The organism is Streptoalloteichus tenebrarius (assembly GCF_024171885.1).
In the GTDB taxonomy this organism is placed as follows: domain Bacteria; phylum Actinomycetota; class Actinomycetes; order Mycobacteriales; family Pseudonocardiaceae; genus Streptoalloteichus; species Streptoalloteichus tenebrarius.
Window position 1 is genome coordinate 65,615 of the sequence record NZ_JAMTCP010000033.1, and the last position, 12,958, is coordinate 78,572.

A 12,958-nucleotide genomic window follows, 5' to 3' on the forward strand; every position below is an offset into this window, starting at 1 on the left:
GTGGCCGGCGGGGCGCGCGCGTGCCGGAGGATGGGACCGTGCGTGCGGTGGTGGACATGCTCGTCCCGATCAAGCGGTTGGGCGCCGCGAAGTCCCGGTTGCGGGGCGCGGTGGGGGCGCGGGAGGACCGGGGGGCCCACGCGGCGCTGGCCCTGGCGCTGGCGATGGACACGGTGGCCGCGGCGCGGTCGGCCGCGCTGGTGCGCCGCCTCGCCGTGGTGACCGCCGACCCGCTGGTCGCCGAGATGGTGCGGGGCGAGGGCGTCGAGGTCGTCAGGGACCTGCCCGACGACGGGCTGAACCCGGCGCTGCGGCACGGGGCCGAGGTGCTGCGCTCCTCGGACCCCTCGGCCACCGTGGCCGCGCTCCAGTCGGACCTGCCGGCCCTGCGGGCGTCCGAACTCGACGCCGCCCTCGCCGCCGCCGTCGAGGCCGGGCACGCGTTCTGCCCTGACCGGCAGGGGACCGGGACGACCCTGCTCGTGGCCGGGCGCGGCCGGCGCTGGGACCCGCGGTTCGGGCCGGGGTCGGCCCTGGCGCACGCGGAGTCGGGAGCGGTCGCCCTCGACGGGCCGTGGCCGTCCCTGCGGTGCGACGTCGACACGGAGGCGGACCTCCGCCTGGCCGCCCGGCTCGGCCTGGGCCCGCACACCAGGGCCCGTCTGGTCGCCGCGAGTTAGGAGAACCCGTGCGCCCGCGGCTGGTTTCCTCTACCGCGCGGGGCGCGCGGCGTCGACAGTTCCGGCCCAGCCGACCGCATCGCGGGAGCACGGTCCGCGTGCGTCTCGTCACAGCGGGCGCATCACTCCGACCAGCGCGGGGAATCCGGCCAGTGGGGTCGTAGCCGGGCCGGCGGACGGCGTTCGGACCAGCTCGGCGGCGGCCGACGGCGACATGCGGCGGCTTACGATCGGAGGTGTGAACCCGCACCTGGAACAGGCCACTGTGCACACCGTCCACCCGGACGGCTCGGTGGTGCTGCTTCGCGACGACGGCGTGCTGGTCGACGCGTCGGCCTCGGCGGTCGCGGCGGGCGGGTGGCGCGCGCCGCGCCAGGGGCAGCGGGTGACGCTGCGTCGCCGGGAGGGCACGATCAGCGCAGTGCTTCCCCCAGTCACCCGCGCGTAACGTCCGTGTCGCACTCGCGTGTGTGTGATGGAGGAGAATCGGAGCTGTGAGCAGCGGCAATCCCGAAGACCGGGTGACGGATCGATCCGACGAACAGGTGACGGCATCGGCACCGGGCTCGTCGACGGCGGCGGAGAGGGCGGCGACGTCGAAGACGTCGAAGACGTCGCTCCCAGCCGCTCGGTCCGTGCCGTCTGTATCCGCGGCGTCCACTGCGCCCGCAGCGCCCGCAGCGTCCACAGCGTCCTCTTCGGCCTCCGCCTCCTCCCGCTCGGCGGCGGGCGACGGACGCCGGACCACGACGCGGCGGCGCACGCCCCGCGCCTCCACCCGGCGGGACGGCGGCCGGGCCACCACCGCGACTCGGCGCCAGACGGACAACACGCCGCTGGCCGCCGCCCCCACCGTCCCGGCCGTGCCGCCGGCGGTCACCCGGCCCCTCCAGGCGACCGACCTGCCGGAGGACCGCTACCTCAACCGCGAGACCTCCTGGCTGGACTTCAACGCCCGCGTGCTCTCGCTGGCCGAGGACCCCTCGCAGCCGCTGCTGGAGCGGGCCAAGTTCCTCGCGATCTTCGCGTCCAACCTGGACGAGTTCTACATGGTCAGGGTCGCCGGCCTGAAGCGCCGTGACGAGACCGGGCTGTCGGTGCGCAGCGCCGACGGCCTGTCCCCGCGCGAGCAGCTCGCCCGCATCGCCACCCGCACCCAGGACCTCGTCGAGCAGCACGCCAAGGTGTTCCTGGGCAGCGTGCTGCCCGAGCTGGAGAAGCACGACATCCGCATCGTCGCGTGGGACGACCTCGACGATCCCGACAAGCTGCGGCTGACCGACTACTTCACCGAGCACATCTTCCCGGTGCTGACGCCGCTCGCGGTCGACCCGGCGCACCCGTTCCCCTACATCTCCGGGCTGTCGCTGAACCTGGCCGTGACCGTGCGCGACCCCGAGGGCGGCACCGAGCGGTTCGCCAGGATCAAGGTGCCGGACAACGTGCCGCGCCTGGTGCGGGTGGAGACCGACCGGGAGTCCGACCTCGCCACGTTCCTGCCGCTGGAGGAGCTGATCGCGGCCCACCTCGGCAAGCTCTTCTCCGGCATGGAGGTGGTGGAGCACCACATCTTCCGGGTCACCCGCAACGCCGAGGTCGAGGTCGAGGAGGACCGCGACGAGGACCTGTTGCAGGCGTTGGAGCGCGAGCTTGCCCGCCGCCGCTTCGGCCCGCCGGTGCGGCTGGAGGTGGCCGACACCATGAGCCAGCACGTGCTGGAGCTGTTGCTGCGCGAGCTGGACGTGGATCCGCACGACGTGGTCGAGGTGCCCGGCCTGCTCGACCTGTCCTGCCTGTGGCAGCTCCACTCGCTGGACCGGCCTCCGCTCAAGGACGCCCCTTTCGTCCCGGCCACCCACCGCGCCTTCGGCGAGGGTGAGACGCCGAAGAGCGTGTTCGCGACGCTGCGCGAGGGCGACGTGCTGGTGCACCACCCGTACGACTCGTTCTCCACGAGCGTGCAGCGGTTCATCGAGCAGGCCGCGGCGGACCCGAACGTGCTGGCCATCAAGCAGACGCTGTACCGGACCTCCGGCGACTCCCCCATCGTCGAGGCCCTCGTCGACGCGGCGGAGGCCGGCAAGCAGGTCGTGGCGCTGGTGGAGCTGAAGGCGCGGTTCGACGAGCAGGCGAACATCAAGTGGGCCCGCGCGCTGGAGAAGGCGGGCGTCCACGTCGTCTACGGCCTCGTCGGGCTGAAGACGCACTGCAAGACGGCGTTGGTGGTGCGGCAGGAGGGGTCGACGATCCGCCGCTACTGCCACATCGGCACGGGCAACTACAACCCCAAGACCGCCAGGACGTACGAGGACCTCGGGCTGCTGACGGCCGAGCCGTCCATCGGAGCGGACCTGACCGACCTGTTCAACGTCCTCACCGGCTACGCGCGGCAGAACACCTACCGCAGCCTGCTGGTGGCGCCGCACGGCGTGCGGCGCGGGATCGTCCAGCGGATCGAGCGCGAGATGGAGCACGCCGCGGCCGGCCGCCCCTGCGGCGTGCGGCTGAAGGCCAACGCGTTGGTGGACGAGCAGGTCATCGACGCGCTGTACCGGGCGTCCCAGGCCGGCGTCCCGGTGGACGTCGTGGTCAGGGGGATCTGCGCGTTGAAGCCGGGTGTTCCCGGCCTGAGCGAGAACATCCGCGTCCGCTCCATCCTCGGCCGGTTCCTGGAGCACTCCCGGGTCTTCCACTTCCGCGGCTCGGACGAGCACTGGATCGGCAGCGCCGACATGATGCACCGCAACCTCGACCGCCGGGTCGAGGTGCTGGTGCGGGTGACCGACCCGAAGCTCACGCACGAGCTGGACACGATCTTCGACTCCGCGATGGACCGGGTGACCCGGTGCTGGGTCCTGGAGCCGACCGGGGCCTGGCGCCCCTCCCCGGAGGAGGGCCAGCAGGTGCGCGACCACCAGACCGAACTCGCCCGGCTGCACGGCGCGAAGGTGTGAGGCCGACCAGGGAGCGCCAGCGGCGGGGCCACGGCCACCGCCGGGCGCCGCGCGTGCCCGTGCCGGAAGGAACGCGCGGGACGGCGCGGGACGACGAGACGAGCGGAGGCGGGGCGAGGGCATGACAGCGACCGAGCGGACCGACCGCGCGAGCGTGCGGGCGGCGGGCGCCGTGTTGTGGCGCGACGCCGCCGACGGCTCCGACGGCTGCGCCGGTGACGGGGAGGCCGTCGAGGTGGCCGTGGTGCACCGCCCCCGTTACGACGACTGGTCGCTGCCCAAGGGCAAGCTGGACGAGGGCGAGACCGTCCCCGCCGCGGCCGTGCGCGAGGTGGCCGAGGAGACCGGGTGCCGCGCGGTGCTGGGCCGCCGGTTGGGCGCGGTGCACTACCCGGTGTCCACAGCGGACGGCCGCGAGGAGCGCAAGCGGGTGGACTACTTCGCCGCGCGGGCCGTCGGCGCCTCCCCCGACGGCTTCCAGGAGACCGGCGAGGTCGACGAGGTGCGGTGGCTCCAGCCGGAGAAGGCCGAACGCCTGCTGACGCGCGCGGCCGACCGGCGGGTGCTCGGCGTGTTCACCGCGCTTCCCGCCCGCACCAGGACGCTTCTGCTGGTCCGGCACGCCAAGGCTGGCCGGCGCTCGGAGTGGATGGGGGACGACGACCTCCGGCCGCTGACGAAGGGCGGACGGCGCCAGGCCGAGGCCCTCCGGGTCCTGTTGCCCCTCTTCGGGCCGGCGCGCGTGCACGCGGCGCCCCGCGTGCGCTGCGCGCAGACGGTGGCGGGGCTGGCCGAGGACCTCGGCGTGCCCGTCCACCCCGAACCTTTGCTGTCCGAGGAGGGCTACTGGCCCGACCCGGACGCCGGGCTCGCCCGGCTCCTCGCGCTCGTGTCGGAGGACGGGGTCCCGGTCGTCTCCAGCCAGGGCGGGGTGATCCCGGACCTCGTCGGGCGGCTGGCCGCCGCGGGCGGCGTCGACCTGTCCCCGTCGCTCGACGAGGACGGCGCGGTGCCGAGCAGGAAGGGCAGCCTGTGGGTGCTGTCCTTCACACCGCGCGGGGAGGGCGCGCCGCGTCTTCTCGCGGCCGACTACTTCTCCCAGCCGTTCCCCGATTCCTGATCTCGCGCCCGGCGCGCCGAACTCGCGTCCGCGCGAATGTCGCGCGAGATGTTCTTCGTCCCGTGATGTCGAAGGCGCCCCACCGCACGACGACAAGTCGGGCGGGACGGCGGGACGAATGAGAAGCGACCGCTTCGGCGGTACTCCGCCACTCGTTCACCACGATTGCCGCATCGCCGTCGTTCTCTTCCCTGCCGAGTGCGGTGGGGAAGCCACCCGATCCGAGGGCAGCGGGACCCGATCGGGATGTTTGAAACGGAATTCCGCCGAGCTGTGCCGGCGCGGGCGGGTGCGCGGAAAGAAGGTGCGGGAGCAAGCACGAGCGCGTCGTGACGAACTCCGTCAGCGGGAAGCCCGCACGGGAAGCCACCGCGCCGCGCTCGCGGGAGACCCGCCGCGACGGCCCTGAACGCGCGCTGGAGCGCTGAAGACGCCGGGCCGGCCTGAAGGCGACCGACCCTGCGGACAGAGCGGCGACAGAGCCTTCTGGAGCCTTTCCCGACAGGACGGACGCACGGCCGCTGCCGTCGCGGGGAGACCCCGCCACGGCCCCGGCTTCTCCTGCGGAGAAAGAGCCGGGGCCCGGCCACGCCGGTGGCCGGGCCCCGAACGGCCGCGCCGCGGGGGCGATGGGCTCGACTGAGCCCAGTCAGCTCTTCTTGGTGCGGGTGGCGCGCTTCGGCGCCGCCTTGGCGGTGCCGGTGGACGCCTTGGTCGTGGTGGCGCGCTTCGGCGCCGCCTTCGCGGTCGTGGACTTCGCGGCGGTGGTCTTCGCCGCGGTCGCTCGCTTCGGCGCGGCCTTGGTCGTGCCGGCGGCCGCGGTGGTGGCCTTGGCCGTCGTGCGGGTCGTCGCCTTCGCGGCGGTCGCCTTGGTGGCGGCGGCCCTCTTCGGCGCGGCCTTGGCGGTGGCGGTGGCGGCCTTGGCCGGAGCCGCCTTCGTCGCGGTGGCGCCCGCCTTCGCCGGGGCCGCCTTCTTCGGGGCGGCCAGGCGCGGCAGCTTGCGGGTGCCGCCGATGACCTCCTTGAAGGTGGTGCCGGCACGGAAGGCCGGAACGTTGGTCTTCTTCACCTTCACGGCCTCGCCCGTGCGCGGGTTGCGCGCGGTGCGGGCGGCACGGGCGCGCTTCTCGAAGACGCCGAAGCCGGTGACGTTCACCTTGTCGCCCTTGTGCACGGTGCGCACGATGATGTCGACCAGGCCGTCAACCGCCGAGGCCGCGGTCTTCTTGTCGCCGTCGAGACGCTCCGCGAGCGCCTCGATGAGCTGGGCCTTGTTCACTTCAGTCCCTCCCGAGGGAAAACACACTCAACGGCCCCGTCGGACCGACTTTGGTCACGGTAAGCCGAAGAGCTGCGGATTTCCAATCGCCACGCCCGGAATCCCGTTGGGGCGCTGGTGGTTCCGCTCCTCCGAGGGACGGCCGCGCCGCCGCGCGGCGGCCTCGGAGGCGAGGGGGACGGTGACGAAAGGCGCTGGTTACGGCGTTGCGGACGGCCGCAAAGCCCTGTCGCGACGGGGAATCGCGGCGGTCCGCGACGCCTTCGACACCGTGCGCAGCCGGTTCCGGCGGCTCAGCCGGCCACCGGCTGTGTCGAGGGCAACCAGGACGGACGGCGGCGCTCGAACGCGTCGACCTCCTCCGCGTGCCGCAGCGTCAGCGCGATGTCGTCGAGTCCCTCCAACAGCCGCCAGCGGGTGTAGTCGTCGATAGCGAAGGGCGCGACGAACTCCTTGGCCCTCACGGTCTTCTCGCGGAGGTCGACGGTCACCTCGGCGCCGGGCTCCGCCTCCAGGACCTTCCAGAGCCGTTCCACATCGGACTGCTCGCACTGGGCGGCCAGCAGGCCCTGCTTGCCGGCGTTGCCCCGGAAGATGTCGGCGAAGCGCGAGGAGACGACCACCCGGAAGCCGTAGTCGGCCAGCGCCCACACGGCGTGCTCCCTGGACGAGCCGGTGCCGAAGTCCGGGCCGGCGACGAGCACGCTGCCCGAGCGGTAGGGCTCGGCGTTGAGCACGAAGTCCTCGTCGGCCCGCCACGCGGCGAACAGGCCGTCGGCGAACCCGGTCCGGCTGACCCGCTTCAGATAGACGGCCGGGATGATCTGGTCGGTGTCCACGTTGGACCGGCGCAGGGGGACGCCGACGCCGGTGTGGGTGGTGAACGGTTCCATTGCTGCAAGCCTCCTGCGGGGAGAGGGGGTCGGCCGGCGCCCGCGACGGGCGGCCGCCGGCCGGCGCCGGGTCGTCAGTCGAGGTCGTCGGGCGAGGAGAGCGTGCCGCGCACCGCGGTCGCCGCGGCCACGAGTGGCGACACCAGGTGGGTCCGGCCACCCTTGCCCTGCCGGCCCTCGAAGTTGCGGTTGGAGGTGGACGCGCTGCGCTCGCCGGGCCGGAGCTGGTCCGGGTTCATGCCGAGGCACATGGAGCAGCCGGCGGCGCGCCACTCCGCGCCGGCCGCCAGGAACACCTCGTGCAGTCCCTCGCTCTCGGCCTGCGCCCGCACCCGCATCGAGCCGGGGACCACGAGCATCCGCACGCCCTCGGCCACCCGGCGGCCCCGCAGCACGGCGGCCGCGGCCCGCAGGTCCTCGATCCGGCCGTTGGTGCACGAGCCGAGGAACACGGTGTCCACACCGATCTCCCGCAGCGGCGTGCCGGGCGCGAGGCCCATGTAGGCGAGCGCCTTCTCCGCGGCGGTCCGCTCGACCTCGTCGGCGATGGTCGACGGGTCGGGCACCCGCTCGGACAACGGCAGCCCCTGGCCGGGGTTGGTGCCCCAGGTGACGAACGGCGTGAGCTCGTCGGCGTCGATCCGCACCTCGCGGTCGAACACGGCGTCCTCGTCCGTGCGCAACGTCCGCCAGTACTCGACGGCGGCATCCCACTCCGCGCCCTTCGGGGCGTGCGGGCGTCCCCTGAGGTACTCGAACGTCGTCTCGTCCGGGGCGATCATCCCGGCCCGCGCGCCCGCCTCGATGGACATGTTGCAGACGGTCATCCTGGCTTCCATGGAGAGCGCCTCGATGGCGCTGCCCCGGTACTCCAGCACGTACCCCTGCCCGCCGCCGGTGCCGATCTTCGCGATGACCGCGAGGATGATGTCCTTCGCGGTCACGCCCTGCCGCAGCCGACCGTCCACTGTGATCGCCATCGTGCGGAACGGCCGCAGCGGGAGCGTCTGGGTGGCGAGCACGTGCTCGACCTCCGAGGTCCCGATGCCGAAGGCCAGCGCGCCGAAGGCCCCGTGCGTCGAGGTGTGGCTGTCGCCGCAGACGACCGTCATCCCCGGCTGCGTCAGGCCGAGCTGCGGGCCCACCACGTGGACGATGCCCTGCTCCGCGTCGCCCATGGGGTGCAGCCGCACGCCGAACTCGGCGCAGTTGCGCCGCAACGTCTCCACCTGGGTCCGCGACACCGGGTCCGCGATGGGGAGGTCGATGCCGACCGTGGGGACGTTGTGGTCCTCGGTCGCGATCGTCAGGTCCGGGCGGCGCACCCGTCGGCCGGCCATGCGCAGCCCGTCGAACGCCTGCGGGCTCGTCACCTCGTGCACGAGGTGGAGGTCGATGTAGAGCAGGTCGGGCTCGTCGCCATCACCACGGCGCACCACGTGCGCGTCCCAGACTTTCTCCGCGAGGGTGCGACCCATCGCTCCTCCCCGTCGAGGTGTCGTTCGAGGTTGCTTCGGTCGAAGTGACCCGATCGAGCTAGACTTCCCACATGTCGGGAAGTTAGTATCGGGTTGTGGGACAGCATAGCGGTATCGGCGTGCTGGACAAGGCGGTGGCCGTCCTGCAGGCAGTGGCGAAGGATCCGTGTGGGCTGGCGGAGCTGTGCAACCGCACCGGCCTGCCGAGGGCGACCGCGCACCGGCTCGCCGTCGGTCTGGAGGTGCACCGGCTGCTCCGGCGCGGCCCCGACGGTCGGTGGCGCCCCGGCGCGGCGCTGGCCGAACTGGCCGGCGGGGCGACGGACCCGCTGTTGGACGCGGCGTCCGCCGTGTTGCCACGCCTGCGCGACATCACGGGCGAGAGCGTGCAGCTCTACCGCAGGGACGGCATGCAGCGCGTCTGCGTGGCGACGGCGGAGCCGCCGAGCGGCCTGCGGGACACGGTCCCGATCGGAGCGCGACTGCCGATGACGGCGGGTTCCGGCGCCAAGGTGCTGGCGGCGTGGGCGGACCCGGGGACGCAGCGCGCGGTCCTCACCGAGGCCGTGTTCGGGGAGCGGACCCTCCTGGAGGTCCGCCGCCGGGGCTGGGCCCAGAGCGTGGCCGAACGGGAACCGGGCGTGGCCAGCGTCTCCGCCCCGGTGCGCGACAGCTCGGGCGCCGTGATCGGCGCGGTCTCGGTCTCCGGGCCCATCGACCGGATGGGACGCCGTCCCGGCGCGCGCTGGGCCGCCGACCTCCTCGCCGCGGCGGAGGCCCTCCAGTCCCGCCTCTGATCCCAACAACCCCCTGAACCCCTGGTGCCCCAAAAGGAACACCGTTCTCCCGAAACCCCGGGCCGCGCTCACCCTGCGCGCCCGGGGTTTCCCCGTTCCAGCGCCGAACGCGCCGCGAGTGCTCACAGAGGACAGAGACAAGACGGGGCCCGGGGCGGGATCGACGTCTGTTGGGCGAAGTGGACCCGCGACAGCGGACACTTGGCCGTCACGGCGTTGCTCTGTCCGGTGTGTTCCTCAACGCTCGACCGCTGCACGCGCACCCAACGAAGTGCATGCGCCAGCAAGTGGAACCCTCCCTTGCCGGAAGGTGCTTGCGGCGCACGGCAAAGGCGGCTCCTCACCACGCCGGCTGCCACAGTCCTGAAAGGATCTTCCCCGACACGGAGGCGTGTACGGCGCTGGGAAGCTGACCGCAACCAAAGCAAGATCCAGACCGAGTGGCTGCGGTGCGCGACGCGAGGCAGGTGCGCAAGCAGGGAACCCCGCCAAGCGCTGGGGGTCAATGCACCAAAGGTCAGGTTGAGCAGCCGGAGCCACAGCGACGCGAGGCGCAACGTCAGGATCTGCGCTGAACTCAGGGTGGCAAGGCGAGGGCCAGGCTGCTGACTGACCATCGAGCGCACTGGATGGCGTAGCTGGGTCGCGGGAGCGGCATGCGTGCCCAAGCCGGCAACTGCGACAGGCGGCTTGGGCGGCCCAGGCGAAGTCCAGACCGAGTGTCTGGGGGTGCGTCGCAAGGCGGGACGGGAAACTGCCCTGGAGTCGGTCGGCACGATCAAGGCCAGACCGAGTGGAGGGTTTGCGGGTCCAATGTGGGTGCACGAAGAGGGCAGGTTGCCAGGGTCTGGATGACCAGCGCAGGGGTCGAGCTGAGTGCTCGGGGTTCGTAGGGCGCGTGGTGCGCCGGCAGGTTGGCTGGGGATTGGCTGCGGACGTGCGCGAGCCGCCTACTCAACGAACAACAAGCAACCCACCCCAAGACCTGACAAGTAGCGGGGGTCTGCGGCGGAGAGGACGCGGCGAGCGGGGCAACTGCCTCGGTCGCGAGATGGCCGAGGAGAGGGTCAAGCATGAAGGTGCGGGACCGGCGTGAGCGCCAAGCCGGGCAACCGCGACTCGATGCTGGGCGGCCAACGCGAAGGCGAGATCGAGTAGTTGGGGCTGAGGTTCGTAGGGCGCGTGGTGCGCCGGCTGGCTGGCTGAGGCTCGGCTGCGGACGTGCGCGAGCCGCCTACCCATCGAACAACAGCAACCCACCCCAGGATCTGAACGAGTAGCCAGGGGCCGACGGCATGCCGAGCACAGGCCGTGCGAGCGGCGCAACTGAGCTGAAGGCGGGATGACCAGACCAAGGATCGAGCTAAGCGGTTAGGGCTGCGGCAGGGAGGCGCGAGGTCGCGACCCGCGCTGAGGTCGACCCGACTGAAGTGCGAGCCAAGGTAAGCAGCTCGGGCGGCTGGGCCAACGTGAGTGTCCAACCTGGGCAACTGCGGGTAGGTCCTCGGTGCGCCAATCTGAAGGCCAGGCCGAGCAGTCGACTCGGGGCCAGGACTACCGCGCGACACAGAGCGCGAGATGGAGAACTGCGGCAGGGCTGTCCTCACGCGCGAGGCGAGGACTCAGGCAGGGAAGCGGCGCTGGAGCCCAGGCAGCCAAGGTAAGGACGCGGCCGAGCAGCGGGAGCCGCACAACCCCCGTGACCGCCAAGGTGGGCAACTGTGGCTCCTGCTGGGCAACCAATGCGACAGCTAGACCGAGCAGTTGGACCTGCGGGATCGGCGTGGGCCGCGCGTGGGCACCTACGACTGAGTACTTGGGTGGCCAATGCGAAGCCCAAGCCGAGCAGCCAGGGGCGCAGCTCGGGTTCGCGCACGAGGCGGGAATGCGGCGGACTGAGGTTGCGCGAGACGAAGGCGCAAGGCGGCAAAGCCGGCGTGCGGAACTGTGGGCACCGGCGTGACCAGGCGTGGCGACCGGCATTCGGGCGGCAGTCAGACGCCACTGTCGTCAGGCGACCCTGTGAGAGCCGGGGTGAATGGTCAAACTGCGAGTCCGGGGTGGGTGCTGGGCACCAATGCGGAGGCCAAGCCGAGCAGCCGGGGCGCAGCTCCGGTTCGCACGCGAGACGAAGGCGCGAAGCGGGGAACTGCGACAAGCCAACATGCGGAACCGAGGCGGCCTGCGGCAGGGCTGGCGCTATGCGCGAGACGAAGACGCAAGGTGATGGAGTCCAGGTGACCCAGGCTTGGCGACCGACGTGCGGTGACCGTCAGAAGCCGGTGCCATCAGGCGGCCAATGTGAGAGTCAGGGTAAGCGGCTGGGGTCGCGGGACCGGCGCAACCGTCCAAGCTGGGCAACGGCGGGTAGGTGCTGGGCCATGCCAACGTGAAGGCCAGGCATGGGGTGCGGCACTGGGGTTGCGAGCGAGGTGAGGGCGCAAGGTGGCAGAGCCGGCGTAGAGAACTGAAATGGCGCCGGCTTGATCAGGCTTGGCATCCGGCGTCGGTGATCATCAAAAGCCAGAGCTGTCAGCCAGGTGACGTGAGACCGGGGTGAGTGGTCAGGCTGCGGGCCTGGAGGTGGGTGCGCAAGCCGGCGACTGCCGGTGGCTGCTAGACACGCCAATGCGAAGGCCGGGCCGAGCAGCCAGGACGCAGCTCGGGTTCGCGCACGAGACGGGGAACTGCGACAAGCCAACATGCGGAACCGAGGCGGCCTGCGGCAGGGCTGGCGCTATGCGCGAGACGAAGACGCAAGGCGGCAGAGCCGGCATGCGGAACTGTGGGCACCAGCGCGACCAGGCGTGGCGACCGACGTGAGGTGATCGTCAGGAGCCAGTGCCATCAAGCGCCAATGCGAGCGCCGGGGTGAATGGTCAAACTGCGAGTCCGGGGTGGCACGCGAGCCGAAACTGCCGGTGGTGCTGGGCGCGCCAACGCGAAAGCCAGGCCGGGCAGCCGGGACGCGGCACGGGTCCGTGCGCGAGACGGGGAACTGCGACAAGCAACATGCGGAACCGAGGCGGCCTGCGGCAGGGCCGGCGCTATGCGCGAGACGAAGACGCGAGGTGATGACGTCGGTGTGACCAGGTGTGGCGGCCGGCATTCGGTGGCCGTCCGGCGCCGGTGCGCTCAGGCGGCCGATATGAGAGCCGGGGTGAGTGGCCAGGCTGCGGGCCCAGAGGTGCGTGCGCGAGCGGCAACTGCCGGTGGCTGCTAGGCACGCGAATGCGGAGGCCGGGCCGAGCAGCCGGGGCGCGGGTTCGTGCGCGCGACGAAGGCGCAAGGCGGCAGAGCCGGCGTCGGGAACTGTGGCGGCGCCGGGGCGACCGGCTTGGCGACCGGCGTACGGCGATCGTCAGCGATGTGACAGCCGGAGTGAATGGTCAAGCTGCGAGTCCGGGATGGGTGCTGGGCGCGCCAACGCGAAAGCCAGGCCGGGCAGCCGGGACGCGGCACGGGTCCGTGCGCGAGACGAAGGCGCAAGGCGGCAGAGCCAGCGTGCGGAACTGTGGCGGTGCCGGGCCGACCAGGCTTGGTAGCCGGTGTTGGTGATCGTCAGGGAGCCGATGCCGTCTAGGCGGCCAATGCGAGAGCCGGGGTGAGTGGCCAGGCTGTGGGCCCGAAGGTGAGTACGCAAGCCGGCAACTACCGGTGGCTGCTAGGCGCGCCAATGCGGAGGCCGGGCCGAGCAGCCGGGGCGCAGCTCCGGGTTCGTGCGCGAGGCCAAGGCGCGAGCCGAGAACTGCGGCGG

The 12,958-nt window shown here is 72.2% G+C and carries 8 protein-coding genes; 5 read left to right on the forward strand and 3 right to left on the reverse strand.

The annotated features are described in order from the left end of the window. Positions 1–38: 38 nt before the first annotated feature. The 4 genes from cofC (at position 39) to LX15_RS23360 (ending at position 4,754) form a co-directional block, all read left to right on the forward strand. Positions 39–680, forward strand: coding sequence for a 2-phospho-L-lactate guanylyltransferase (gene cofC, locus LX15_RS23345; protein WP_372502781.1), 642 nt, complete (start codon positions 39–41; stop codon positions 678–680). Between the two features lie 238 nt (positions 681–918). Continuing rightward, positions 919–1,128 (forward strand): hypothetical protein, encoded by a 210-nt coding sequence (locus tag LX15_RS23350; protein ID WP_253671781.1) that lies wholly within the window; start codon positions 919–921, stop codon positions 1,126–1,128. A 187-nt stretch (positions 1,129–1,315) separates the two neighbouring features. After that, positions 1,316–3,634 carry an RNA degradosome polyphosphate kinase gene (locus LX15_RS23355; RefSeq protein ID WP_308213509.1) on the forward strand — a complete coding sequence of 773 codons (2,319 nt, stop codon included), beginning with the start codon at positions 1,316–1,318 and terminating at the stop codon, positions 3,632–3,634. A gap of 121 nt (positions 3,635–3,755) precedes the next feature. Beyond that, positions 3,756–4,754 carry an NUDIX hydrolase gene (locus LX15_RS23360; protein ID WP_253671783.1) on the forward strand — a complete coding sequence of 333 codons (999 nt, stop codon included), beginning with the start codon at positions 3,756–3,758 and terminating at the stop codon, positions 4,752–4,754. Positions 4,755–5,403: 649 nt separating this feature from the next. On the opposite strand, the gene LX15_RS23365 is transcribed toward LX15_RS23360, so the two are convergent. The 3 genes from LX15_RS23365 to leuC all read right to left on the reverse strand — a co-directional run bounded on the left by LX15_RS23365 (position 5,404) and on the right by leuC (position 8,404). After that, the gene (locus LX15_RS23365) at positions 5,404–6,033 is read right to left on the reverse strand and encodes an HU family DNA-binding protein (protein ID WP_253671784.1); all 630 of its coding nucleotides are present in this window, start codon (positions 6,031–6,033) and stop codon (positions 5,404–5,406) included. 293 nt (positions 6,034–6,326) lie between these two features. Then, positions 6,327–6,926 carry a 3-isopropylmalate dehydratase small subunit gene (gene leuD / locus LX15_RS23370; RefSeq protein WP_253671785.1) on the reverse strand — a complete coding sequence of 200 codons (600 nt, stop codon included), beginning with the start codon at positions 6,924–6,926 and terminating at the stop codon, positions 6,327–6,329. Between the two features lie 74 nt (positions 6,927–7,000). Further along, the gene (gene leuC, locus LX15_RS23375; RefSeq protein WP_253671786.1) at positions 7,001–8,404 is read right to left on the reverse strand and encodes a 3-isopropylmalate dehydratase large subunit; all 1,404 of its coding nucleotides are present in this window, start codon (positions 8,402–8,404) and stop codon (positions 7,001–7,003) included. 95 nt (positions 8,405–8,499) lie between these two features. Here leuC and LX15_RS23380 point away from each other — a divergent pair, with 95 nt between their 5' ends. Then, complete coding sequence (locus tag LX15_RS23380) at positions 8,500–9,201, forward strand: IclR family transcriptional regulator (RefSeq protein WP_253671787.1); 702 nt, start codon at positions 8,500–8,502, stop codon at positions 9,199–9,201. The last annotated feature ends 3,757 nt before the right edge of the window (positions 9,202–12,958 follow it).

Coding starts and splice junctions, on each gene's coding strand:
- LX15_RS23360 (WP_253671783.1), top strand. CDS start 3,756: ATGACAGCGACCGAGCGGACCGACCGCGCGAGCGTGCGGGCGGCGGGC.
- leuD (WP_253671785.1), bottom strand. CDS start 6,926: ATGGAACCGTTCACCACCCACACCGGCGTCGGCGTCCCCCTGCGCCGG.
- leuC (WP_253671786.1), bottom strand. CDS start 8,404: ATGGGTCGCACCCTCGCGGAGAAAGTCTGGGACGCGCACGTGGTGCGC.